At 42.6% G+C, this 25,826-nt stretch carries 20 protein-coding genes; 11 read left to right on the forward strand and 9 right to left on the reverse strand.

Translation table 11 applies throughout. The features are described from left to right. Window positions 1-15: 15 nt before the first annotated feature. Window positions 16-984 carry a cysteine synthase A gene (gene cysK, locus AC3A14_RS08620; protein ID WP_318735900.1) on the reverse strand — a complete coding sequence of 323 codons (969 nt, stop codon included), beginning with the start codon at window positions 982-984 and terminating at the stop codon, window positions 16-18. A 42-nt stretch (window positions 985-1,026) separates the two neighbouring features. Further along, the gene (locus AC3A14_RS08625) at window positions 1,027-3,654 is read right to left on the reverse strand and encodes an AAA-type ATPase lid domain-containing protein (RefSeq protein WP_318735902.1); all 2,628 of its coding nucleotides are present in this window, start codon (window positions 3,652-3,654) and stop codon (window positions 1,027-1,029) included. Window positions 3,655-3,953: 299 nt separating this feature from the next. Between AC3A14_RS08625 and AC3A14_RS08630 the strand changes: the two genes are divergently transcribed. The 3 genes from AC3A14_RS08630 (at window position 3,954) to AC3A14_RS08640 (ending at window position 6,329) form a co-directional block, all read left to right on the forward strand. After that, entirely contained in the window at window positions 3,954-4,256 is a 303-nt protein-coding gene (locus AC3A14_RS08630; protein WP_271943887.1) for a hypothetical protein, read from the forward strand. After that, window positions 4,244-4,480, forward strand: a complete 237-nt coding sequence (locus tag AC3A14_RS08635; protein ID WP_271943890.1) for a hypothetical protein — start codon at window positions 4,244-4,246, stop codon at window positions 4,478-4,480. The genes AC3A14_RS08630 and AC3A14_RS08635 overlap by 13 nt, the downstream gene beginning before the upstream one ends. A gap of 124 nt (window positions 4,481-4,604) precedes the next feature. Further along, the gene (locus AC3A14_RS08640; RefSeq protein WP_318735542.1) at window positions 4,605-6,329 is read left to right on the forward strand and encodes an ABC transporter ATP-binding protein; all 1,725 of its coding nucleotides are present in this window, start codon (window positions 4,605-4,607) and stop codon (window positions 6,327-6,329) included. Between the two features lie 20 nt (window positions 6,330-6,349). Here AC3A14_RS08640 and AC3A14_RS08645 read toward each other — a convergent pair whose 3' ends face one another. From AC3A14_RS08645 to AC3A14_RS08655, 3 genes are all read right to left on the reverse strand, one after another. Then, window positions 6,350-6,793, reverse strand: a complete 444-nt coding sequence (locus tag AC3A14_RS08645; RefSeq protein WP_318698920.1) for a DUF6036 family nucleotidyltransferase — start codon at window positions 6,791-6,793, stop codon at window positions 6,350-6,352. Continuing rightward, window positions 6,747-6,950: a hypothetical protein gene (locus tag AC3A14_RS08650; protein WP_318698921.1), complete on the reverse strand. Its 204-nt coding sequence runs from the start codon at window positions 6,948-6,950 to the stop codon at window positions 6,747-6,749. The genes AC3A14_RS08645 and AC3A14_RS08650 overlap by 47 nt, the downstream gene beginning before the upstream one ends. A 107-nt stretch (window positions 6,951-7,057) precedes the next feature. Continuing rightward, window positions 7,058-7,402 carry a c-type cytochrome gene (locus AC3A14_RS08655; protein WP_278003187.1) on the reverse strand — a complete coding sequence of 115 codons (345 nt, stop codon included), beginning with the start codon at window positions 7,400-7,402 and terminating at the stop codon, window positions 7,058-7,060. A 447-nt stretch (window positions 7,403-7,849) separates the two neighbouring features. Here AC3A14_RS08655 and AC3A14_RS08660 point away from each other — a divergent pair, with 447 nt between their 5' ends. From AC3A14_RS08660 to AC3A14_RS08680, 5 genes are all read left to right on the forward strand, one after another. After that, window positions 7,850-9,820 (forward strand): cation:proton antiporter, encoded by a 1,971-nt coding sequence (locus AC3A14_RS08660; protein WP_318735539.1) that lies wholly within the window; start codon window positions 7,850-7,852, stop codon window positions 9,818-9,820. A 207-nt stretch (window positions 9,821-10,027) separates the two neighbouring features. Next, the gene (locus AC3A14_RS08665; RefSeq protein ID WP_318698924.1) at window positions 10,028-10,312 is read left to right on the forward strand and encodes a hypothetical protein; all 285 of its coding nucleotides are present in this window, start codon (window positions 10,028-10,030) and stop codon (window positions 10,310-10,312) included. A gap of 171 nt (window positions 10,313-10,483) precedes the next feature. Next, the gene (locus AC3A14_RS08670; RefSeq protein ID WP_487778961.1) at window positions 10,484-11,980 is read left to right on the forward strand and encodes an MBOAT family O-acyltransferase; all 1,497 of its coding nucleotides are present in this window, start codon (window positions 10,484-10,486) and stop codon (window positions 11,978-11,980) included. Beyond that, the gene (locus AC3A14_RS08675; RefSeq protein WP_487778962.1) at window positions 11,955-12,866 is read left to right on the forward strand and encodes a hypothetical protein; all 912 of its coding nucleotides are present in this window, start codon (window positions 11,955-11,957) and stop codon (window positions 12,864-12,866) included. Before AC3A14_RS08670 ends, AC3A14_RS08675 begins: the two co-directional genes overlap by 26 nt. A gap of 37 nt (window positions 12,867-12,903) precedes the next feature. Further along, window positions 12,904-16,770, forward strand: a complete 3,867-nt coding sequence (locus tag AC3A14_RS08680; RefSeq protein ID WP_487778963.1) for a glycoside hydrolase family 2 protein — start codon at window positions 12,904-12,906, stop codon at window positions 16,768-16,770. Here the strand turns inward: AC3A14_RS08680 and AC3A14_RS08685 are convergent. Further along, window positions 16,755-18,020: a glycosyltransferase family 4 protein gene (locus tag AC3A14_RS08685; RefSeq protein ID WP_487778964.1), complete on the reverse strand. Its 1,266-nt coding sequence runs from the start codon at window positions 18,018-18,020 to the stop codon at window positions 16,755-16,757. The two genes, AC3A14_RS08680 and AC3A14_RS08685, sit on opposite strands and share 16 nt — an antisense overlap. Window positions 18,021-18,098: 78 nt before the next feature. Between AC3A14_RS08685 and AC3A14_RS08690 the strand changes: the two genes are divergently transcribed. After that, a complete protein-coding gene (locus AC3A14_RS08690; RefSeq protein WP_487778965.1) occupies window positions 18,099-19,136 on the forward strand; it encodes a glycosyltransferase family 2 protein in 1,038 nt (345 codons plus the stop codon). Here the strand turns inward: AC3A14_RS08690 and AC3A14_RS08695 are convergent. Beyond that, the gene (locus tag AC3A14_RS08695; protein ID WP_487778966.1) at window positions 19,111-19,989 is read right to left on the reverse strand and encodes a sulfotransferase family protein; all 879 of its coding nucleotides are present in this window, start codon (window positions 19,987-19,989) and stop codon (window positions 19,111-19,113) included. The genes AC3A14_RS08690 and AC3A14_RS08695 overlap by 26 nt on opposite strands. A gap of 122 nt (window positions 19,990-20,111) precedes the next feature. Then, complete coding sequence (locus tag AC3A14_RS08700) at window positions 20,112-21,569, reverse strand: MOP flippase family protein (protein WP_487778967.1); 1,458 nt, start codon at window positions 21,567-21,569, stop codon at window positions 20,112-20,114. Between the two features lie 263 nt (window positions 21,570-21,832). On the opposite strand from AC3A14_RS08700, the gene AC3A14_RS08705 reads away from it, so the two are divergent. Beyond that, entirely contained in the window at window positions 21,833-22,723 is an 891-nt protein-coding gene (locus AC3A14_RS08705; protein ID WP_487778968.1) for a sulfotransferase family 2 domain-containing protein, read from the forward strand. 112 nt (window positions 22,724-22,835) lie between these two features. Here the strand turns inward: AC3A14_RS08705 and AC3A14_RS08710 are convergent, their stop codons facing one another. Beyond that, window positions 22,836-24,161: an O-antigen ligase family protein gene (locus tag AC3A14_RS08710; protein ID WP_487778969.1), complete on the reverse strand. Its 1,326-nt coding sequence runs from the start codon at window positions 24,159-24,161 to the stop codon at window positions 22,836-22,838. Between the two features lie 167 nt (window positions 24,162-24,328). On the opposite strand from AC3A14_RS08710, the gene AC3A14_RS08715 reads away from it, so the two are divergent. Continuing rightward, complete coding sequence (locus AC3A14_RS08715) at window positions 24,329-25,789, forward strand: polysaccharide biosynthesis/export family protein (RefSeq protein WP_487778970.1); 1,461 nt, start codon at window positions 24,329-24,331, stop codon at window positions 25,787-25,789. Window positions 25,790-25,826 lie beyond the last annotated feature (37 nt).

The raw sequence follows: 25,826 nt of genomic DNA on the forward strand, positions 1-25,826 counted from the left end.
TCGCAATGACTGATCTCAATGAGACTGTACTCCGTTACAGCGCAAAGCGCTGTAATATTGAAACAATGCAGTACTCAAGTAGCGATCGCCTCCACTCGCTTGAATCACCACAATCATCTGGCCTTGATGTTCTGGACGTTGGGCGACTTGCAGCGCAGCATAAACCGCCGCTCCCGTGGAAATACCGCTGAGAATTCCCTCTTCTTTGGCTAAACGGCGACCCATCTCATAGGCTTGCTCCTCAGAGATGCCCATGACCTCATCAATCAGATCTACCCGCAGCACATCAGGGATAAAGCCCGCACCAATGCCTTGGAGATTATGGATACTGGCTTTTTCTCCACTTAAAACCGCACTGGTTTTCGGCTCGATCGCCACAATTTTAAGCCCTGGTTTCTTTTTTTTCAAATATCGACCCGCTCCCGTTAGGGTTCCTCCTGTGCCCACTCCCACCACCAAGACATCCAGCTTACCTTCAGTATCTGACCACAGTTCCGGCCCTGTGGTTTGGTAGTGGATTTTCGGGTTCGCAGGATTACTAAACTGTTGAGGAGAAAAAGAATTAGGCGTACTCGCCAGTAATTCATTCGCCCGTTGAATGGCTCCAGCCATATCCAAATGATCCGGAGTCAAGACCACCTCTGCACCATAAGCCTTGACCATCTGTTGACGCTCCCGGCTCATATGGTCTGGCATTGTCAAAACTAAGCGATAGTTTTTCGCTGCGCAAACCATGGCTAACCCAATCCCCGTATTGCCAGAGGTCGCCTCAATAATAGTAGACACGCCAGGGGTAATTAATCCCGCTTGCTCGGCTTCGGCGATCATACTCAAGGCAATTCGGTCTTTCACCGATTTAGCCGGATTCATCCCCTCTAGTTTCAGCACAATCTCGGCGTGACCATGCAATTGTTTGGGGAGATGCTGTAATTGGACAAGGGGAGTTGTGCCAATGAGTTCAGTAATGTTTTGATAAATCTGCATGTGAGGGAATAGGGAAATAAGAGAAGAAACGACTGTCAGCTTTTATAAAAGAAGTTGAAAAAAGATGGCAACGAAGCCTGCCATCAATAACAGATGGGGTAGGTTGCTCCAGAACGGACGTTGGGTAATTTTTAACAGGGGATAGAGACTAAAGGCGATCGCCCCCAACAGGGCCAGTCCTTGCAAAAAGACCGCCACATCCGAACTCCAGGTCAGCACAGGCCAACCCTCACCAGAAAAGCCAAACGTACGAGCTGTTACCGGTAACAGTTGGCCCGCTTCCGTCATCGCGGCTGGAATATAATAGGCTAAATTCACCCCCAACGTCATCGGCAAATAGGCATAAATCGTCACCAAATAGGGAGGCATTTCCCGGTCAAAGAGCCGGGCGATCGCATGAACCCCATAGGTTAAACCCCAAGGAATACTCAACAACAGTGCCACCACAGGCAAGGCCATAAACCAAGGTTGCCCCGTAATTAAAGTGCTATCCAGGCCAAAAAAGCTCAACACTTTGTTGGCAGAATGCATAAACACCCCACCAAACAAGAGTAGTAGTAGTGCCACTTCTGCCCAAAAGGGTTGGTGATTTTCCAATAAATCCGTCGCCACGAACCGCACATTTAACTGTACTGAGCGGTTGGGGCAAGCCTTTAAGCAGCTCATGCACAACACGCAATCCCGGTTGTCCCGCAGTTGGGCAGGATGAGAATAGAGGGGACAGCCTTCTGTTGCTTGTCCCTCATTCGGTAGGGAATCCGCAAAGGTAACCGGAGTCGGATCGCTGCCTTTATAACAGCCAAACGTGCTACATTGACTTCCACAAATTTGCTGAGTCGATCGCAGCTCAATCAAGGCCAGTTTGGCAAACATTCCATTCATGCCACCAATGGGACAGAGATACCGACACCACAAACGCCGCTCATAAATCAGGCTACAAATCACTGCACCAGCAGTAATGATCAGCAATAAATCAGAGGACAGATAGGGCGTATGGGGCAGATCGGCAAGTTTCTCCCAGAGATAAATAGCCACAAAACTGCCCCAGAGCAGCCATCTTCCCCAACGATTCATCCATTTTGTGGGCCAAGGGAGCAGTTTACGGGGCCAAATCCATAGGGAGAGGGTTCCGATCCATTCTCCGGTAACCATAAATGGACAAACAGCACACCACAACCGACCAATAAAGGGGAAGAGAAACAGATAAAAGGGCCACCACCAGGCCCAAAAGAGATTCAGAGTCATGTTAGAGTCACGAGTTTGGGGGCCCAGATAACCCATGAGGGTGACGGGGATAAACAGGAGCATGACGACAACCCAGAATCGTTTCGGCCACCAATCACTCAGCAAAAATCGACGCAACCCGGGCAGTTGATTGAGTAAATCGACGCGAAAGGCATTTTTTGGGGATTGAACGGACCAGAGGACTTGTTCGGGAACGATCGCTTGTCCGGGGGGAGTCATCACCACCGCCCGTTTAAGGATGCTTTGCAGTTCGGCCACATTGGCGGGATAGTCGTAGCTGATCAGACGGCGTAAATCTGCTTGATTGAGGCTTAAGGGCGATCGCTGAGTTTCTTGGCAGTATTTGTCTAGAAAATAGCGGGCAAATCCAGGAATATCCAGTTTACGCTGTTTCAGGGACGGAAGTTTGAGGGTATGACAGGGGAACTTACCCAACGAGACGGAGGAAGGACTGCTGAGGATCAGACGCACCCAGGACTGGATCGGGGTGCCCTCTGGGTTGGGGGTGAGGAGGTTAGTGTGCAGATAGCTCAACAGGCGATCGCGGTCTTTTTGGCTTAGAAGCTGACAATTTTCAATTAACAGGGTTCCTCGCTCTAGGAGTTCAATCACTCCCAGTTGTTGACCTGCGCGACCAAAGAGATTATCCGTATTGAGGACTCCACTCTCCTCACGGGGAAGTAGGGCACAGTCGAGTTCAGCCCAGGGATGGTCTTTAATTCCTGAATGGTGATGAATATAGCCAGCCAGAAAGGTTTTTCCCGCTCCCGGAGGGGATTGGAGTTGGATAGGTTTTAAGTCTAGGGTTGCTTGTTCAATCTGTGAGGCGAGTTTTTGGCCGATTTTGCTTTTGCCAATAATCAACCGATCGGTAGGAATCGGTCGGATAAAGGCTTGTAGTCCTTGGATGCGGATTTGTTCAGTCGCGATGCGATCGGCAAAATGCTCTAAGTCTTGCGCTAGAAAGGTATTAAAGGCTTTTTCAATTTGTGGATATTGGGTGGTGAGCTGCTCAAAGTCCGTTTGGCTCAGAAACCAGAATTCACTTTTGGCGATCGCCACGGCATTGGTGCGATAGGTCGCCATCGGTTGGTGGAGGGCTAAGGGAGTATAACCAAAAAGTTCTCCAGCGCTGTAATAGCGAATGTGGGTTTTGCCCACCAGGGAAGAGCGATAAATCTCCACCGAACCCCATTTGATCAGGTATAACCCAATCGGTTCTATGCCTTGGTGATAGATGTCTTGGTTGGGTTCCACTTTCAGCAAACGTAGAGATTGAGCGATCGCCTCAATTACGTTGTCGCTTAATTGTCCCCATACTCGATGAAAGCTTAACCAGTCAATACCGTCTGTAATCTCGGTTTCTTCCAGGGATACCTCTTGCTCTGGATGGGGCCGTAACGGAAGGAGTGAACTAGGAATCATGCTATCTGTGCCCGATGTAGCTCATCTATTATTTTAATATAGTTATGCAGTTATTGAAATTTTGTCTCCCGGTCAAGGTACTGAATTTATCATTTCGATTCCCATTTAATTGTTAATTGATATAACATGAACAGCGATCCCTACAACACCTACTGCCGTGACACGACTAAAATGAGGCAATAGGATTTTGCTTAAATTCACAAATTTCAAGAACCCTAGCGATTTTCTAATGCACTATTTTAGCTGTGTCACGGCACTACTGTGAGATACGCTGTTACCCAAGCATCTATAACAGTTTCATGAAATTTGAAATTCCTACGCCGCTTGGATTTACAGTTAGAACCTCTGAAGAATACTGGCAACGGCTAATCATCAAGCACCCTGATATTGAGGAGTTGGAGAATCTCATCCAATTCGCTCTTTCTGCACCGGATGAGGTTCGACGCAGTAGCCGGGATGCAGAAGTATTATTGTTTTATCGGGTACGGCGAGAAGAACGTTGGGTTGTTGCAGTTGCGCGACGCTTAAATGGAGATGGATTTTTGATCACAGCCTACCAAACGGATGCGATTAAGGAAGGGGAAACAGTATGGCTCAAATAAAGGTGTTTTATGAACCAGAAACGGAGCTATTGAGCGTGTTCTGGCAAGTTCCACGAATGAATCAAATTGCTACTGAGCTTGGAGATGGGGTGATTTTGATCAAGGATGGGATCAGTGGTGAGCCAATTGGCATAGAAGTGCTGTCCTACCGTCCTGGTGACGACCGCTTTGATGCCGTAAGTGTTGAATTAGGGAAAATGAGTTCGATGCAGCTAACCGGGTAACTAGACCATTATATAACGGGGAGTAGGGGCGAAAAATTTTTCGCCCCTACTTAGATTTGGTCTTCAGGAGATCCTGTAGTAGTATTTGCTAATTGTTCCCCGATCGCGAAAGGACAGACCTAGGGTGAAACCTCGCTCAAGCTATTACGATTTAATTCCCTATCTTCGCCAAGAGTGGCAAACGATCGCCCAAGCACTGGTGTGTACTCTTCTATTTACAGGCTTTTGGCCGATTTTAGCCCAACTGGCTGGGGAGATTGCCGAGTTGATAGGTCAAGGTTTGGTGGCGGAAATTGCCCAACTTGCGGCGATCGCGGCTGGGGTTTTTCTCTTGCGAGGCTTGGCACAATATGGACAAGATGCCTTAATGGCCAAAGCAGCTTTTCTCATTGCTCGCGAGCTACGCCAAGAAGTCTATAGCCATTTGCATCGCTTGAGTTTAGATTACTTTGAAACCGCCAAAACAGGGGATTTATCCTATCGCCTCACTGAAGATGTGGACCGCATTGGGGAAGCCATTAACAAGATTTTTCACCAATTTCTTCCCAGTATTCTCCAGTTAATTGTAGTCATTGGTTATATGGTCTACATTAACTGGCAACTGACCCTAGCCGTAGCGATTGTTGCCCCTTTAATGGCCCTCTTGGTGGGATGGTTTGGGGAAAAATTGCTTCAGTATTCTCGCCGCAGTCAAAATCGAGTCTCAGATTTAGCCTCTTTGATTTCTGAGGTTTTGGGAGGTATTCGCCTAGTAAAAGCCTTTGGTGCAGGGGATTATGAAGTCGATCGCTTTAGTGTAGAAGCCGAACGCAATCGCCGCGCCAAGTATAACGCCGAACGATTAAAGGCCATTCAGTTTCCCGTGGTCGGTTTTCTAGAAGCCATGAGCATTATCTTCCTCTTATTCCTGGGAGGATGGCAAATTCAACAAGGAAATTTGACCGGCAATGGATTTTTACGCTATGTAGTCGCCACAGCCATGCTCATCGATCCCATTTCCTTTGCCACGAGTAATTTTAACGAATTTAAGCAAGCTGAAGCTTCTGTAGACCGGGTATTTGAGTTAATGAAAATTGCGCCCCAGGTCGTCGAGAGTGCAGAGGCGATCGCCTTACCCAGGGTTGAAGGAACGGTAGACTATAACCACGTTTATTTTGCTTATGACAGCCAGAAACCCGTCTTACAAGGCTTAAGTTTTCAGGTTAACCCCGGCCAAGTCATTGCCTTAGTGGGGCCTTCAGGAGCAGGGAAAACGACACTGGTTAATCTGCTTTTACGGTTTTACGACGTGCAGAGCGGTGCAATTCTCATTGATGGAGTGGATATCCGCAAAGTTACCTTAAATTCTCTACGGCAACAAATTGGCATCGTGCCCCAAGAAACTATCCTATTTTCCGGCACAGTCGCCCAAAATATTGCCTTTGGTCAAAAAGAATTCAATCTTCAGCAAGTCGAAGCAGCGGCTAAAATTGCCAATGCTCACCCGTTTATCGAGCAACTGCCCGAAGGATATCAGACTTGGATGGGAGAGCGAGGAATGACCTTATCCGGAGGACAACGACAGCGAGTGGCGATCTCCCGTGCCGTCTATCTTAATCCTCGAATCTTAATTCTCGATGAAGCCACATCTGCCTTAGACTCAGAATCAGAGAGTCTAGTACAAGAAGCCCTAGAGCGGGTGATGCACAATCGTACCGTCTTTATTATTGCCCACCGTTTAGCCACCGTGCGCCGAGCCGATCGCATCCTAGTCGTTGAACAAGGTCAAATTGTGGAGTCAGGAACCCATCAGGAACTCTTGGATAAAGGAGATCGGTATGCTCTGTTTCACGCTCGCCAATTCAATTAATGTAGGTAATGGGTAATGGTTTATTCAAGGCTTAGATTTTCAAGATCTGCTAGATCTTGGGTTCGCCCAGAGGCCCGTTTATTTTTCTTCAGATTTTCTAGGTCGATAAATTTGACAGTTATACTATCAATCTCAAGCTCCAACCGCTCTTGATAACAGGTTTTGAAATCAATACCGTCAGGGGTTGTCAGGAGATCAATGCGATTTGGCGGATAACCCAACTGGATGATTTGGTCTGGTTCCAGAAAATCTTCTGGTTTTAGACCGAGTGACCCAAAACCGAAATCGCTTAAGGATTGAATAAGCTTCTGGGCGTTTTCCAGTTCCATTTCAATCCAAATATCAATATCTTTGGTGTAGCGAGGATAACCGTGAGCAGCAACAGCATAGCCTCCAACGATAAGATATCGCACATCATTACTGTTTAATGATTCGATAAACTCTCTGAAGTCGGGGTTGAGCATTGTATTTCCATTGATTATATTCTTGACGGATTTGTTCGAGGGTCGCCAGGCGTTCAGTAGGATGGCGTGTTTGCCAGTAGGTCAAGTCTTTGGGTTGCTGCTTTTGGTTGACTTTGGTATAAGTCATGGAAATGGTGCGTTTTGCTGGTGGGGTCATGGGGATAATTAACAATGAGTGCTGAGGGACTAATTGTAACGTAGTTCGACGGACTTGATTCAAATCATTCCAGTCGCACCATTGCCTTTTGCCTCTTGCCTTACCTACTACAGAGACTCTAAGTAACTCAACAAATCTGCCATCACTTCCGGACTCGGCTGAAACTGGGGCATTGGTGGAGTTCTACCCGTGATGACTTGTTCGATTAAACGGCGCTTAGACCGATGTTCCGATACTCCTTTCAAACTCGGTCCCACTCGGCCATTGGCTTCCAGACCATGGCATCCAGCGCAATTCATTTGGAAAATTGCATGGCCCTGAACCCGATCTCCTTCCAAAGCCAATACTTCCCTCAAGTAGGGGTCGGGCCGATCTAAGTACTGGAGAGCGAAGCCCAGAAGCCCCAGCACCACGACAACCAAGACAACGATGCTCCACCAGCGTTTACTCAAGAGGGAGTCAGAGCTAGGATGATCTAATGTTTTATCACTAAACTGCTTAACCAATGGGTTTAAATAAAGAAGACGGTTTTTGGAGAAATATGAAAATTTAATAACTTACTAATAACATAACTTAAAATTTCGCAACTTCCAAACAGGTCGGGCTTACTCCATTCTGGGTCTTCCCCTGAAAATATTAGAGAAACCTGCCCAGGGAACCGATCTGGTCAAAGTGAAGAGAACACGCTAGGTTATATCTGTCTCTGACGCGATCCGAAAGCACAATTGCCTCCAGGATTACCTCTAAGCCGTGATGATTTCCCAACAAGAGTTTGTATCCAACCCGATCAAAGTCTACGTCCCTAGGGGGTCTTGCTCTATTGATTAAGAGTGGGTTCCGCCAGCGGGCTATTAATGTTTAAGATGAACATATAACGCTGAACCAGCGCAATTTCGCTTATGGAAGGATCATTTCAAATCACTCTCTTAATTATCCTCACGGTTATGGCCGGGATTAGTGCCCAAGTGCTGGCAGATTTTCTGCGCGTACCGGCGATCGTCTTCCTATTGCCCTTTGGTATTTTGTTAGGTCCAGATGGGTTGGGATTGATCGATCCTCAACTACTCGGCATTGGGATTGAAGTGATTGTAGCGCTCTCTGTTGCCCTGATTTTGTTTGAAGGAGGACTGAATCTAGAGCTTCGAGATTTGGGAAAAGTGTCTGGAAGTTTGCGAAATTTAGTGACAATTGGCACATTAATGACGTTGGTGGGTGGGGGGATCTGTGCCCATTATTTGGGCGAGTTTCCTTGGGGAATTGCCTTTCTATATGCCTCGTTAGTAGTCGTGACGGGGCCGACTGTGATTTCTCCTTTACTCAAGCATGTGAAAGTCCAGCGACCCGTCGCTACACTCTTAGAAGGAGAAGGGGTCTTAATCGATCCGGTGGGGGCGATTTTGGCGGTGGTGGTTTTGGATATTATCCTCAATGGAGATGCCGATCCAATCTCCATTATCAGCGGATTGTTACTGCGCCTAGGTATTGGTGGGGCGATCGGTGCTTTGGGGGGCTGGGGGCTGGGTTGGTTTCTCAAGCGCAGTAAGTTTTTATCAGAAGACTTAAAAAATTTAGTGGTTTTGGCAGGGTTGTTAGGCTTGTTTGGTATTGCCCAAACCATCCGCTCGGAGGCTGGATTAATGGCCACCGTTGTCTCTGGGATTGTGCTGCGGGGGTCTTCGCTACCAGAGGAGCGCTTATTACGACGGTTTAAGGGCCAACTAACGATGTTGGCGGTTTCGGTCTTATTTATTTTATTAGCCGCAGATTTATCGATCGCCAGTATTTTCGCCTTGGGTTGGGGCAGTGTCTGGACGGTCTTGATGTTAATGTTCGTCATCCGCCCCCTGAATATTTGGGTCTGTACCTGGACAAGCGATCTAAATTGGCGACAAAAGTTATTTTTAGGTTGGATCGGCCCCAGAGGGATTGTTTCTGCCTCTGTTGCGTCCTTATTTTCGATTTTATTAACTCAACGAGGTATTAACGGGGGAGATTCGATTAAAGCCTTGGTGTTTTTAACCATTATTATGACCGTGTTATGTCAAGGTCTAACGGCAGGATGGTTCGCCAACTGGCTACACATCACCTCAACCAAAGCCACAGGAGCAGTCATTGTGGGGATTAGCCCCTTGAGTCGATTAATGGCTCGCTTGTTTGAGGAACAAGGAGAGTCCGTGGTTCTGATCGATACAAACACGGAAGCGTGCCGTCAAGCAGAAGCGGAAGGACTGCGGGTATTTGTCAGTAGTGCCTTAAATACCGCAGTTTTGGAAGAAGCGGGATTGGCTTCGATGGGGACATTTTTGGCCATGACGAATAATGGCGAGGTCAATTTTGTCTTAGCGCAACGGGCAGTAGAAGAGTTCGATCCACCCAGGGTATATGCCGTTTTTCCCCGTGATTCGCAAGGACAACAACATTCTGCTAGTCCCCAGAAGATTGCCCAGGCGTTTAGTCCAGATTTACCGATTAAGGTTTGGAATCAGTATGTGGATGAGGGTAAGGTGAAGTTGGGGGTAACCACGCTGAAGCCGGAAGGACTAGGGTTTCAACAGGCCCATTTGCAAGCCCTAATTCGCGCTGGAGAGTTGGTTCCTATTTTACTCTCAAGAGATAGCCGCCTAGAAGTGATGCCGGCTTCGGAAGAATGGCGCAGTGGAGATCGAATTATTTATTTGCTCCACGATCCAAGACCTGTTCTGTTAAAGCGTTTGTCAGGCGCTTCTCAAGCAACTCGGTTATCCGTAGAGCGACTCCCGGAAGTAGAAGAAATCCCACTGACGAAAGGACAACCAGGAAAGATATTAGATGTAGTCCCCACTGAATCGAAACCAGATAAGGTATCGGATAAACAGGCTAAGGTCGGATAGGGAGATGGGGAATGGGGATAAATTACCAATTCCCCATTACCGAGCAAAGTGCGGTATCAATGTCAAGAATCATGACAGTTTTATTGATGAATTATTAAATATTTTTTCAAGAATACACCGCCTCTAAGAAGGTTGGGGTTCAATGGAAGGAGTAAGGAATTTACACGAACAAAGGATTGGGCCCATTGCACGTAAGGACTTAAGGCTATGAAACGACCTTCACAACTCACGCGGTTGATTTGGGATTTTTATCGGGAAAATCAACGAGAATTAAGGTCTTTGCTACCTTTGTCTCGATGTCAGGTGTTTAGACGGTGGGGGGTGTTACATATTCGCTGTTTGAATCGAGAGATGGCAGAAGCGATCGCTAAGGTCTATGCTTTGATTCGTGAGCCGGTAATCCAATTGAGGTTAGCCCACACGATTAAAATTCAAGTGGATCAGCGATCGATCGCGGTAGTTGATGTCCCATCTGGAGAATTAATGGCTTGATCTCTCCTGTGGTCTTCCTCAACCTGAAGATGCCTGAACAGATAAAGATGAGAATTTTTCTTGGCGATCGCTAAAACAAATTCTCATCTTTTGAGTATTGACAAAAATTACTGCATCTCATTACGTTAGATTAAACTCTGCTCATCACTCCCCTTTACCGAACTTCACGGTATGTTATTCACTAGCTTTACCTTCCTAGTTTTTGTTCTGATTACCTTTATCCTTTATTACTTACCCATATTCAAGGGGATACAGGTTCTAATTCTCGTTATTGCTAGTTTTATCTTTTATGCCTGGAGCTTCCCGGCTCTCCTGTTGTTACTGATTGTCTCCATTGGCATTAATGTTTTAACCAGCTTCAAAATTTGCCATACAGAAAATCGACAAGTTAGAATTCTCTGGGCAATTTTAGGTGTAGCAGCAAATTTAGCTGTGTTGGGATTATTTAAGTATGGGGCTTTACTCACCAACCTATTTACTAACTTCTTCAATATTAATCCCACTCCAGAAGATGCTCTCATACAAACCCTTTTACATCTACCTCTGCCCATCGGCATCTCCTTCTACACCTTCCAAGGCATTAGTTTAGTTGTCGATGTCCTGCGTCAACAAGATAGTGAATGGGAAGTAAAGAAACATCAAGAGAAATATTTTGTCCATCTCACCCCCATCCGCTATTTACTCAATACGTCTTTTTTTCTGTCCTTCTTCCCTCAACTAGTTGCCGGCCCCATTGTGAGAGCCAATGATTTTTATCCGCAAATTGCGAGAAAATATTTTCAAGATATCTCTTGGGAATTAGTTTTTCGTTCCTTGGTTTCTGGATATTTCTTGAAAATGGCGATCGCGGATAACTTAAAAGACTATACGTTCTGGATTGCCTATCCCTATTATCAAAGTCAAGGAACCTTGACTAACTTGATTTTACTCTTCGGCTATTCCATGCAAATCTTTGCCGACTTTGCCGGATATTCGTTAATTGCGATCGGTTTAGCTGCCTCTTTTGGCTATACCCTCCCACAGAATTTTAATTTTCCCTATATTTCTCGCTCCATTGCGGAATTTTGGAGACGATGGCATATCTCTTTATCCACTTGGTTAAAATATTATTTGTACATTCCCCTAGGAGGAAATCGCCAGAGCAAAGTTAGAACCTATATTAATTTAATGATTGTCATGACTCTAGGAGGACTATGGCATGGAGCGGCTTGGAGTTATGCTGTATGGGGGATATTTCACGGCATGGGATTAGCAATAGAACGCTTTTTCGGCTCAAATAACCTTTTTGTCTCTCCGAAAAATGAACGTCCAGAATGGCAACAGATTTTACTCGATAGTATTCGCATATTGGGAGTCTTTATCTTTGTTACTCTGGGTTGGCTACTGTTTAAACTTCCTGAGTTCAGCCAAGCTATTGATTTTATGGTTACTCTGGTTAATAATATTTCCGTTAAACCCGTCCTGATTCGGATTATTCCTGTTTTGATTTTCTCCACTCCGATTATCCTGTACCATCTGCCTCACTTTCCAGGATTTAGCCGTAGATGGGAGGGATTGATTAGTTCTCGCACGGGTAAAATGACAGAACTACTGAGTTTTACCTTAATGTTGGCCATGATTATTCTCAATAAAGGAAGCTCGAATGCGTTTATCTACTTTCAATTCTAAAGTAATAAAAACAATAAAGATGAACTTTGTTGTGCAGTCGTTTGTTTTGTGCTGCACATTAATGATTGGATATCAAGCCTTTATTTTTGCTGGATTAATTCCTCCCAGTAAAGGAATTCATCAAGCACAAGCCAATATGATTAATGCTGAAAACTATATCTATAAGCAGTCTGTAAATACTGAAATGGTAATGGTTGGTAGTTCTCTGACAGCTACCCTAGATGAAGAGCTTATGGGTTCTAATGTTGTGAATTTATCGATGCGGGGAGGGTGTACTCAAACGGGTTTAGAAGTTGTTAAGGAACAGTCATCACCGCCTAAAATATTACTGGTAGAAATAAATGAAACAATTCAAAGAGAAATGGATCGAGATTTAATTGATTCTCTATATAATCCTTTTCTCTATTTTCTGCGTATGAATTTCCCCATATTTCGACAAGAATACCGGCCGGTGAGTACCTTTGTATATGCTTTAAAACAGTGGTCAAAAGGAAATAGGCAATCCGGACAATCAACGGATTCACCTTTAAGAGAAGCACAAATACAACGAGTTAAGGTTCAATGGGCAATGCCGTTATCTGATGAAAAAAAAGAGTTAATTATTGAACAGGCGAAAATTATTCAAAATCAATTGTCAGAAATTAGCTCTAATGGTTCCCGGATTATCTTGTTCAATATGCCTGGAGAACCTGAATTAGATAATACAGTTCAGAAAAAACAAGTTCGGGAGCTAATGGAAAAGCTTTTTCCGAGCGATCGCTTTGAGTGGTTATCGAATCCTCAGAGAAGTTGGAAAACTAGCGATGGGCTGCATTTAACGGCTGACTATGCTCAAGAGTATGCACTTTATTTGAAAAAACAATTACTCGATTCGATGTCAAGTTAAACCATGCACTCAAGCTCAACTCTCTATTTTATGGGTTATGAATAAAAAGTTAGTGCAATTTTTAGGTCTATTCTGCATTGCCTGCATTACCTGGAGTTGTATGAGTCATTGGGGTTTTCCTTCCCAAGCAGACTACTCTTCAGCTTGTAGGACGCTCCAGATTACCCGTTATCCAGCACTGACTGAAGTTCCGGAAAATAGTGCTCAACTATACCTGAATGGGGTCTGGGATTTTCAACCGGCGATCGCGACCTCTACCACTCCCCCCCAAAGTAATTGGGGCAAAATTCGCGTTCCCGGTGACTGGCGGCTGGAAAATGCCAAATTAGTCCCCAGTTTGCTCTCCCGTGGCACTGGAGCAGTGTGGGAAGGGTATAACGGCAAAACCTTAGATCGGGCTTGGTATCAACACCGAATTGATATTCCTCAAGAGTGGGAGGGACGCAGAATTCTTGTTAGTTTAGAACGAGTGAGTACAGACGCAAAGTTATATGTCAATCAGCAAGCTTGTGGTGAAGTGAATTGGCCCTATGGTACTGTGGATATCACTTCATTAGTTAATCCTGGAGAAGAGAATAACTTGACCCTTTTAGTCAATGCCACTCCAGAACCTGAAAATAATGCTAAAGAAGAAAGTCGTTTAGCCTCTCGTGGATTAATTGGAGAAGTACGGTTGCTCAGTATTCCCCAAGGCGGGTTTATCAGCGATGTCTTTGTCAAACCTTCAACTCGTAAAAAACAGGTACAAGTAGAATTTGAACTCACTGATATTACTCAATCAGGTTCAGTGGAAATTGCGGCAATAATGGTCGACGAACAAGGTAAGATAGAACAAGAGTTTACAGCAAAAAAGAATATTAAAGGACAAGCTGTTCAAACCCTTAATTTAGTCTGGAATTGGCAAAATCCTCGATTGTGGGATGTAGAAAGACCGAATTTATACACTCTACAGTTAAAAGTTAAAGGAACAGGGATTGAAGATACCTACGATCAATCCTTTGGCTTTCGAGAATTCTGGATTGAAGGAGGTAAATTTTACTTAAATGGGACAGAAATACGTCTTCGTCCAATTTACCATGAAGATATGTGGAATGCTTGGCAAGTGGGTATTCCTAAAGTCATGGATCGGATGATTGAGGGGTATCAATGGGCAGGATATAATATAGCTGAACTGTGGCCCTGGAATCATGATAAACGAGGAAGATGGCATTTCCGCGAGTTGTTTTCTGAACGGGCAGATCTAAAAGGATTTCCTATTATGGCTCCTGCTTTGGATGCTGGGAGAAAAGGATATCTTTTTCGATGGCCTTATGCTAAGGGAAAAGTGAAATGGGAACCACGGATGGTTAATGAGTTGCGGCGATATCGCAATCATCCTTCAATTTTGATGTGGGCAACTACCCCTAATTTTTTTGCCCCAAAGGGAGACGATCAGAACCCTCTAAGAATTGGAAAAAAAGAAGTGACAGGAACATTAGGAGAAGTTTGGGATAAACGCTGGCGATCGCGGAAAAAGCCAGGAGAAGATATGGTGGCTACTATTAAGTTTTATGATCCGACTCGGCCGGTTCTAGTCCATAATGGAGGGGCGATCGGTGATGTGTATGCCCTTAATTCTTATCTCAATTTAATTCCTCTCCAAGAGCGGGAAGAATGGATTTCTCACTGGGCAGAACAGGGTGATATGCCTTATATGGTGGTAGAATTTGGAACTCCTCTGCATGGGGCGATGATGCGGGGAAAATATGGCTTACTGGAAGGCTCCCGATTTGAACCCTTGATGACTGAATATACAGCGATTTATTTAGGAGAAGAAGCTTACCAATTAGAAACGCCAGAATATCGATCCAAAATTCCCCAAATGCTCCTGAAAGACCAAGAGTATGAAAGCTGGCATTCTGCTCCAGAGTTGGATTTTGCTCCCGCTTTTCAACAACTGCAATCTCTGTTTAGTCGGCAAACTTGGCGCAGTTGGCGAACTTGGGGCATCACAGGAGGGATGATTCCCTGGAATGATGGTCATGGATGGCAAGAGTCTGAGGAGGGAGAAAAACCAGTTGCTTTGGGTTCATTTACCCTGGGGCTGCGAGGGGTTTATTTAGAGCAAGTTCCGCGAAGATTTCTGAATTATTTACAAGCTCCAGAGTTTACGATTTATCCTGGAGCAGAAGCGCTGTTGGAGAATAACGGGCCCACTTTAGCTTGGATCGCTGGAGAATCGGGTGATTGGGTAGCAAAAGATCGCAGTTATTGGCAGGAAGAAACTCTAAAGAAACAGGTGGTATTGATTAATGATATGCGCCAGAGTCAAGAGTTTTCGGTTCAGTGGGAGGTAAAAATTGAGGGAGCGATCGCAGCAACAGGACATCAAGAAGGACAAATTGACTCCGCAAAGACGCTCTTTTTTCCTATAGATGTTTCTTTGCCTTCTGTCAATCAAAAAGTTGAGGGAGAGATCGCTCTGACGGCAAAGATTGGAGAATATCAACATCAAGATTCCTTTGATTTTCGCGTGTTTCCCTATCCAACTCGGAAGAATTTACCAGCAATCGCCATCCTCGATCCGGTTGGCAAAACCACCGCACTGCTGGAAAAACTGGGTTATCCGGTTATCCCTTGGGATGGATCACAGACGGATGGTTTAGTGGCGATCGCCAGAGAAACCTTATCCAAAAAACGAGGATGGAGAGACAGAACCTTGAAACAACGATTAGCTCAGTTAGAAACCTTTGTTAAAAATGGAGGTAGAGCGTTCATTTTCGCACAAGATCCAGAGTGGATACATGGAACTCTGGGGTTTCGAGTGGCTCCCCATCTCAGTCGTCGAGTATTTCCCGTCAACTCTAAACATCCTGTTGTTCAGGGACTTGATGAGTTAGATCTGCGCGACTGGAGAGGGGAAAGTACCCTCACAGCGGCTTATCCAGACACCACTAGAGGTGAGGTGAAACGCAGTCCTCCCCGTGAGTTGCCGTGGTATGGATGGCATTGGGGGAACCGTGGAGTCGTTAGTAGTGCCCCCATCGAAAAACCCCATCGCAGTTCTTGGCGACCAATTTTGCAATCGGAGTTTGATTTAGCCTATACTCCCTTGATGGAGTTGGATTATGGTCAAGGTCGGTTAATTATAACGACGTTGGATTTTGAGGAGCGCGGAAAGTCCGATCCAGCCGCTAGAATCATCTTAGATCGGGCGATCGCCTATGCCGCTACAGTTCCCTTGTCTGCCAAAGCAAAGAACGTGATTTTTATCGGGAGTGATGCTGAAGCTGCTCAGTTAGATAAATTGGGAGTCATATATCGGCGATCGCAGAAATTAACTTCAGAAACAGAGTTAGCCATTATCGGTTCTCAAGTCCATCTTGAAGATGGAGCGATCCGAGAGTATCTCCATCAAGGGGGACGGTTATTTTTTCTCTCCAGAACAGAAGCCTCACCAACAGTTTTAGGTGTTAAATTCAGTCATGAACAGCAATTCTCTGGATCGTTACAAGTGCCTTCCTGGGAAGAGACACGAGGTGTAAGTGCGTCAGATTTGCGATCGCGAACCAACTACTCAACCCCCTTGATTGTATCAGGGGGAGACATCGGTAGTAACGGTTTATTCAGTCGAATTCAAGTCGGGAAAGGGGTAGCCCTATTTTCTCAATTGAATCCCGCAGGTCTAGATGCCGATAAATTCACCTATTTTCGCTATACACGCTGGCGGCAAACCAGAGCCACGAGCCAAATTTTAGCTAATTTAGGGGCTAGTTTCTGGAGCGATCGTTTAATTTTTGAAAATCTCCAGAAACCCCCACAAAAAACTCATTTATCAGAGCCTGTCCTGAATGAATTTTATCACCCGGACTATCGCACCGATTTTGAGTTAGGTGATGACCCTTATCGCTATTCCTTATGGTGACTTTGGAGAATATCTTCAAAAAGATGAAGATAATTATGACCCACTTGCTCTAAGGTAAATTCCCGCTCTGCTTTTTCCCGACAATAACCTCGTAATTTTTTGTGGCGCTCTTGATTTTCTAGCACCCAGGAAATGCCAGTGGCTAAATCTTCAATCTCATAAGCTTGTGCTAAATAGCCCGTTTTTTGATGTTCGACAATATCTTTTAATCCAGTATCGCTAAAAGCAACTACTGGAGTACCACAAGCCAGAGATTCAGAAGCCGTCTGCCCAAAAGCTTCCTGAAGTGAGGGTACAATCATCACATCAGCAGCACTATAAGCAGTGACTAGAGAAATATCATCATGTAGGCGACCAAGATAGTGAGATTTAAATCCCACATCAACGGGATTATCAGGTCGGGATGCACCAAAAATAACCAATTCTATCTGGTCTTTCCAACTCGACTGACTGAGACGTTGCAAAGCCGGTTGTAGGAGATGAAACCCTTTACGGCGATCGCTATTAGGATACAATGCCCCAAACAAAACCAATTGTTTGTCTTGGGGTAAATTCAGTAATTGCCGGGCTACCTTTTGATCAATCGGTTTATAGATTTGTGTATCCAGACCGTAAGGAATTACCTCTATGCGTCGCTCTTTAAACAGAGAACTTAAGCGAGCGCAATCAGCTAACCAAGTTGATGGCGTTACGATAGTCAGATCGAGATTTTTCCAGGCTTGTGCTTTACGCTTCCACACCCAATGAGATAAATCATCTTGCTGCTTACTGTGTAGAAACAAACATTCTCCACAAGAGTCTTTGTAGCGATCGCAAGTTTGAGTGTAGTTGCATCCTCCTGTAAATGCCCACATATCGTCAAGTGTCCATACTACAGGTTGTTTAAACTGCGCTAAGGTTTCAATTTTAAGAAAGCCTTTACAAATCCAGTGGAGATTAATGATATCAGGGTCAAATGCTTCGACTTTTGGTATTATGCCATCAATCATCCACTGTGCTGAAAAATCTGTGCGATCGCGTTCAGGATACCGTTTCAATGGCACGGCATCTAACTGTTCCTTCACCTTCAACTTGGAAAGTACCTTACCTATTATTCCGCCATCAGTTTTTACTGAAGAATCATCATTGACCTTATATTGCACCAACAACTGAGAGTCTACCCTCAAACGACGTAAGGCTTGATGCGATCGATAAGTCGCCCGACCTGCTCCACCCCCATCAGAATTAGCCAAATGCAAGACTTTTACCATAAAACTTTACCTAACTTAGTGCCAATTTGAATATAATAATATTGTACCAAACTCTTCTAACTCTCCTTTATCAGCACTATGTCGAACTCTCCAGATATTTCTATTATTATTCCAACCTTCAACCGTCATCAACTCTTAATTCAAACCCTGGCATCGGTTCAAAAACAAACTTTTACAAATTGGGAAGTTTGGGTGATTGATGATGCCTCAACAGATGCCACAAAAAGTTATGTAACGGCTTTAGCCAATCGAGACCCAAGAATTCATTACTCCCAATTAGAACCCTCACGTTCTGGTGCTCCTGCTGGTCGGAATCAAGGTGTTGAACTTTCTCACGGAAATTACATTATTTTTCTCGATTCAGATGATTGTCTTGCCCCTAGTACCCTAGGAAATCGTTTTACCAAAATGCAACAACACCCAGAATTAGATTTTGGTATTTTTGGCTGTATCTTATTTCAAGATACACCTGGAGATTTAACCTTATTGTGGAACGGAGATACTGGTGAAGATGACATCAATCGCTTTCTTTCTCAAGATCTGCCTTGGCAAACCACCAGTCCAATTTGGAGAAGAGAAGCACTAAAAAAATTAGGCCCATGGGATGAGACCCTGATTACCGGACAAGATTGGGATCAGCATTTGCGAGCCTTAATTCTTAACCTGAATTATAAGCGATTTCAGCCCCCGGATTGCTATTGGCGGAAACCTCACGGCAAAACTATTGGTTCTCAATCTGTTGCTGGAGAATATCTCGTTTGCAGAGAAAAACTGCTAGAGTTAGCTCATGAAAGGCTAAAAGCATCTCAGTTACTCACTTCTGAGCGAAAAATGATTCTTAGAAAACGCTATTTTGGATTAGCAGATGGCTATATTTATGCTGAGGAAAATAGCGAGGCCTTTCAAGTCTGGAAACGGTGCTATGAACGGAACTTATCAGATCACTCTTTATATCTTCAAGGATTACGCTATCTAAAAATTATTGCAGCTTTACCATCAGGGCTAAAGCGAATCGGACGAAAAGTAATTCGAGAACTAGGAAATTCAGAGGTCATTTTTCGTTGGCCAAAAGGATTTCGCAATACACCATTTACAATTTTACCGCCTGATCAATAGCTTTTTGATTTTTTAATTCTAGCTCGTATACATTTATAGTGGATAAACGATCTAAAATATACTCTTGTTGTTGCCGATCAAATAGTTCATAAAATTTCTTACCATTGGCATTTTTAATAGGAGCAGCTACCGCCATTTTCCAAGTTTCATCAGGTCGCACTACTTGTTTAGCTGTTTCCCCATAAGCAGTTAACATAACCGGATCAAATTCTAACCCTAAGAATTGGCATAAGTGGATTAAAGTCTGCTCTGAATCATTCACCAATTTTTCATAGCGAATTAGAACATGATTAGACTTATGTAAATGAGAACTAGAAAACTTCACCGAATCAATCCAAGTCCCAACACATTTATCAATATCCCAAGGATCTCCCCAAATATCTTGACGCTGATGTTTACGAGAAACATCATATAAGGAAGCTACGACATCGGCACCATTACGAATTAAATGAATAAATTTAGCGCCAGGAAGTAAATGTTCAAACAGTTGGATATAGCGAATATTTTCTGGAGACTTCTCTAACCAAATAGATTTTCCTTGTTCCTGAGTGGCTCGATCAAGTGCGTTCTTAAAGACGGTAACATATTGACTGATAAACCAGGGTTGTGAAGGTAGTTTTGATTGAAATTCAGATTGTCCAATTTCTTCTAAAAACCAGTTTAATTGAGCCTTACCATTTGATGAAGCTAGACCTAGTAAACGACTCCAGTAAGGAATGCGTAATTTCCGGAATAAATGGGATTCAGGAAAAGATGCAATTTTTGGATGAGTTCCCAGGAGACTTTGGAGAAGAGTTGTTCCAGAACGAGGACAACCTCCCAAAAAAACAGATCGAGTAGGGGACATATCCATCAGATCGCTCCTCATTATTTCTATGATTAATTGATAGCAATAACTGGCACTTAACTAAAAAAAAGCCTAAACTATTTAAGTTTACCATATTAAATCAATATCGACCAAAACATTTTTGTTGGTCAATCATCCATTTTATTAGATTTAAAAGATCTAGTCAAATCCAGAATTTGTTTGAATAATTTAGGGCACAATATTCGTATAGCCAGAGTATACGTAATAGGTGCAATAATTAAACAAATTGCTAAAATTGAATAGTGATTTAAATAAGGATATAGAGTTACTTTACTAACCAGAATAATGATTACCATAATTAGTGTAGCAACCCATGGACCTATCAGTTGATTCAAGTAAGTTTTCATGTCGATATTAAGTAACTTTTTAACCATCAAAATCAAGGTGGGTAAAGGAATTAGATACCCACGAACTACAAAAGCTGTTGCAACAGCGACAATCCCCCATGGAACAACAATGGTAAATGCAGTAACATTAGTTACTGCATTGAGGAAGTTAACTTTTAAAGCCCAGTTTGGTTTTCCCAAAGCTAGGATAATATTAGTGTTAATACTGCCTAAAGCATGAACAATACCAATAAGCATTAAAATTTGCATGACGGGTATACTTGCTGTCCATTGGAAACCAAACATGACAGGTATGAGTTCTGGTGCTAAACTAGATAGTCCACAAAATATAGGAAAAGAAATAAGAGCTGTAAATTGGGTCCCTTTATATAAACCTTGACGTAGCTTTTCTGGTTCTGATTGAAGCTTGGAAAAAGCAGGAAGCGCCACTTGGGTCATAGTCGTGATCAGAATAGTTACAGTACGCAACAGACGATAGGCGATTGCATAATATCCTAAAGTCACTGGGCCCAAAAAATATCCAATCAAAAAATCATCTGCTCGTTTATTAAAAAATCCTAGAACTTTAACCCCTAAAATATTCACTCCAAAACTAAATAGCTCTTGAAAGTGTCGTTTAGAAACTTTTAAGCCAGGTTTCCAATCACTCACCCACCATAACACTAAAACTCCAACTATTTGATTAACTAATCGCTGTCCAACTAAGCTCCATACTCCCCAGCCCATGATTGCCATGGTTACCCCTATTATTCCACCAGCTACTTGAGCAACTAAAGAGCGTAAAGATAGCTCTTTAAACAAAAAATTACGAGTAAAGATTGCCTGCTGAATGCTGTTAAGAGCTGACAACATAAATGCAATAGACAGCCAACGAATAATCGGTGCTATATCCGGTTGTTGGAAAGTCACAGCAATCCAATCAGCTCCAGCAAAACTTAACCCTGTAAGACTAATACTAATTCCTAAATTAATCCAAAAAGCTGTATCCAGATGTTCGGAATCTAGGGTTTTACATTGCACAATAGCTTGAGTAAAACCTTGATCCGTAAAAACTTGCATAAATGCTAGAAAAACATCCGCTAACGCAATTAAACCAAAAGATTCAGGTTCTAGCAAACGAGCTAGGGCAAAAAATACAATAAATGAAACAACTTGGTTGCCCAATTTTTCAATGGCTGACCATATAACCCCTTTAATAGTTTGTTTTTTTAGGTTCATGAGTTATTGAAAATTTTTATGGCGATCTAGTTTGCGTAAATTAATAATCTACAATCTTAACATAGCTCTTGAATTTTAACTATTATACTCTCTATTTTCTTCCAACAGGAAGAAAATAGATGTCACCAGTATACAGTTTTTTTGTTTCCAAAATAATTTATCAAGGAAGGTTACCTTAACTTTAAAAAGCTTAATATATTTGCCAAGATATAATGATTTCGAGTATACTTAATAGTAACCCATTGTATACCATATTTCTAAAGATGACTAACAAAACTCTTGAACACACTTCTGAGAGCGTGCTTTTTTTTCTGCATATTCCCAAGACGGCAGGTAGTACATTGCATAAAATCATAGAAAAACAATATTCTGCCAATGAAGTTTTTACCATTCATGGTGTCAACCCTCAAAAACATATTGATGGATTCAAAAATTGGTCTACTTTAGAGAAAAAAAGAATACAAGTTGTTAAAGGACATATGAACTTTGGCTTGCATGAGTCCATTGGAAAACCAGCTACATATATTACTATGTTGCGGCATCCAATTGATCGTGCAATATCTACTTATTATTTTGTTCTGCGCGATCCTCGTCACCATCTTCATGAATACGTTAATTCTAACCAGATTAGTCTTAAAGATTTTGTTTGTGATGGTTTATTTACTGATATGGATAATGGTCAAACGCGGCGGCTATCTGGAGTCTCTGTTGGTAGATTATCTGGCTATAAAGAAGTGAATTTTGGGGAGTGTTACCCTGAGTTGTTAGAACAAGCAAAACATAATATCGATCAATATTTTGCAGTTATTGGTATTCAAGAAAAGTTTGATGAATCATTATTAATAATGAAGAAAAAAATGAATTGGAAAAAATGTTACTATGTTAAACGAAATGTTTCTAATATAAGACTTGATCGGCAAGAAATTAGTGATGATTGCTATTCTGCGATCGCGCAATTCAACGACTTAGATATGAAACTTTATGAATTTGTAAGGGGAAAAATTGAACAAGAGATAATTGATGAAGAATATTCATTTAAAAAAGATTTAAGTGAATTTCAATCTTACAACAAAATCTATGGAAACATAGTTCAGTGTATTTCTATTCCTCGGGATTGCTTAAGAAATCTTAAAAATAAATTAGTTGGATATTAAGTAATTTATTTTAGGGATCGTAATGTTTTTGAACAACATTTATTAGTAGCTTAGGACAAGCATCTGTTCCGTTATAGCCATCGTTTATTTTCTCTCTCTGAAGAGACAAATTTTAATTCTGATTTCCAAGGTCTCGGCTGACTCTAACGTTAATTACTACATAAATAAACCACATCAAGCTAGGTGTAAAAAGACTACTTACTGTGATATTTGGAATGATTATCCAGGTTAGAATCAGTGGAGGTAAAAGTGCTTCAGGCACAGGACTAGAAATCATATATTGAACAGTCATAGATATGGTCACCAAAAAAGAAAAAAGAAATAATAGCAGTCCCACGAATCCAAAATCTAAGAATAGTTCTAAAAAACCATTGTGAGCATGGGGAGGAACCCATCCATTATCAGAGACAATACCATAGGCTGGGTTATCTTCTCCGCGCCAGTCTTGCCAGAAACTGTGATTTCCATGTCCAAAAAACGGTCGATCCATTCCCCGTTCAATAATTTGTGGCCAAACAATCGTTCGACCCGTTAATGTTGGATCTTTATCTAGAGAAACCAAAAGATTATTCCAATTTTCAAGAATAATAAACGCTAAACAAGTGCCTACTAGCATAAAACTTAACACGCCGACAAAAGCCTGTTTATATGGCAGTGTTCTTAAAACTTTTAATGCTCCAAGTAACATCATTAAGAGGATAATGACAATTAAACTGGTTTGAGAATTGGTATTTTCTCGCACATAGAGAGAGAGACCAATAATACCCACTGCGATTGCTCGCTGATTCTTATGATGCATGGCATGAAACAACCAAAGGGTTATATTAAGTGCCAGGACAACACCCAATCTATTTGGGTGTGACATTACTCCTTTCCATCCCTTAAACATTACTCCGATTGAAGGCTGAGTTAAGGCATAAAAGCAACTAAGGGCTGATATTATGCTGGTACTCCATCGTAAGAGACTGATAATTTCGGACCAACTGTATTCTGTTGCAATTTGAGCTGCAAGAAGGGTTATCTGCATCATCATTAATGAATATTTCAATGCATAAACAGGTGTTTCAGACCAAACTATTGACAGCAATGAAATACACAAAAATATTCCCAGAAATATATTATTGAACAATGATATAATTGCAATATCTATTTTTTTAAACCAATGCCTAAGGAATAATACAGAAAAGCTATAATAAGATAAATTAATAAGTAGCTGAATGGGCCCTAAGTCCTTGTTCATAAGCTGAACAGGCCGCAAAATTGAAAGGGGATAAAGAGTGAAGTCACACAATACAAGAATCAATATCACGCTAAACAAATAAATGATTTTTTTTTGAAAAAAGGAGTAGTCAGTCCAGTACAAAAATAATACAAAATAAATTGTAAAGCATACAAAAATTGGCAAAAGCAAAAGAGGATCTAGAATGAGTTCTTTCATTTTTTACATAATAACTTTCTGTTGAGCTATAATTATAATCAATAATATAGACGGTATCGACCCTAATTCAGTAAAAAATTATGATCATCATAGGATACTATACAAAAAAAATAGTACAATTATTCAAATACGGTGGATACTCTCTTCTTCTCATTTTACAACCGGTCATGATTGCTCAAGCACAGGTTAATCAATTTTGGTCTCATCGCCACTCGGAGGGATATAGAGCAGAGGAACTTGAACAATTCTTCCAACCCCTAGCTCAATCATCTTCCCCATTTACTACATATGAACCCATTTATCGTTTGGGAGTTGGCGATCGCATTCAAATTGATATCTTAGAATTTCCCGAATACGGTGGAGAATACCTGATCGGGCCTGATGGCACTATAGATCTCCCGTGGGTGAAAGCAATTTCTGTACTTAATCTTAGTCTAGAACAACTTCGAGAAAAAATAGAAGACCTATATACGCCTATACTCAAGTATCCTCTGACCACTGTGACTTTGACGCAAGTTCGGCCAGTTGCTATCACTGCTACAGGAGAAGTAAACAATCCCGGCATTTATCCCATTGACCTAGATCTCGGTCGAGGAGCAATCCCCCGATTTCGCTATCCTACTATCCCAGAGGTATTGCAGGCTGCAGGAGGGATCACTCTAGCTGCTGATATTAGCCAAATTCAGGTGCATCGCCTCCTTCCCAATAACCAAAAACAGATCATCAAAATCAATGTCCTAGATTGGCTGGATAATGTTGGAAGTAACGCAAATGTTATCCTCCAAGATGGAGACAAAATATTTGTTCCCACTCAAAACGAAACTGACCTCTCAGAAATTCTCCAACTCGCAACCGTTAGCTTTGCCACTCCCTCTGACCAGCCTCGGAACGTTAGCATTCTGGGAGAAGTGGTAAACCCCGGAGAATATGTTCTGATTGGGGGTGACACTCGTGCTCAACTGCGACCAGGTGGTTTACCCACTGTGAGTTGGGCTATTCGACGAGCAGGAGGAATTAAACGAACGGCAGATTTGCGACGAATTCAAATTTACCGACAAACCAAAAGGGGGTCACCCCTGATCCTCAATATCGATCTTTGGGCGTTTTTACAAGGAGAGAAAATCTATCAAAACACGATTCTCCAGAACGGAGACATTATTAGAATTCCATCTGTAGAAACCGTGGATTTAGAGGACGCGATCGCCCTAGGTCAGAGTAGTTTAGCTCCCAGCAAGATACGAGTCTTTATTGTCGGTGAAAAATTTTCAAGAATTGGCATTACTAGAGAGCTAGAAGTTCCGTTAAATACTCCTATGAATCAAGCTTTACTCTCGTCAGATAGCTTTATTGACCGTCGCGTACGCCAGACCTCAGTTGACTTAGTGAGTGTTAATCCGGATGGAAGCATCATCAAACGGCAAATTCCAGTAGATTTAGGAGCAGATCTCAATTATGATACTAACCCTCCCTTGAAAAATGGAGATATCATTATTGTTAGCCGCTCTCACTTGGCCAAATTCCTAGACTTAGTTGACACTGTGGATGGAGTATTAGAATTGACAGAACCCATTCGTGGTATTTTTAATACCCTAGAAGCATTAGGATATATTGGGAATCCAGACAATTAACCTCATCCATAGGCATTACCCTGGTATTGTTTCTCAA

Source organism: Roseofilum sp., from assembly GCF_982964205.1.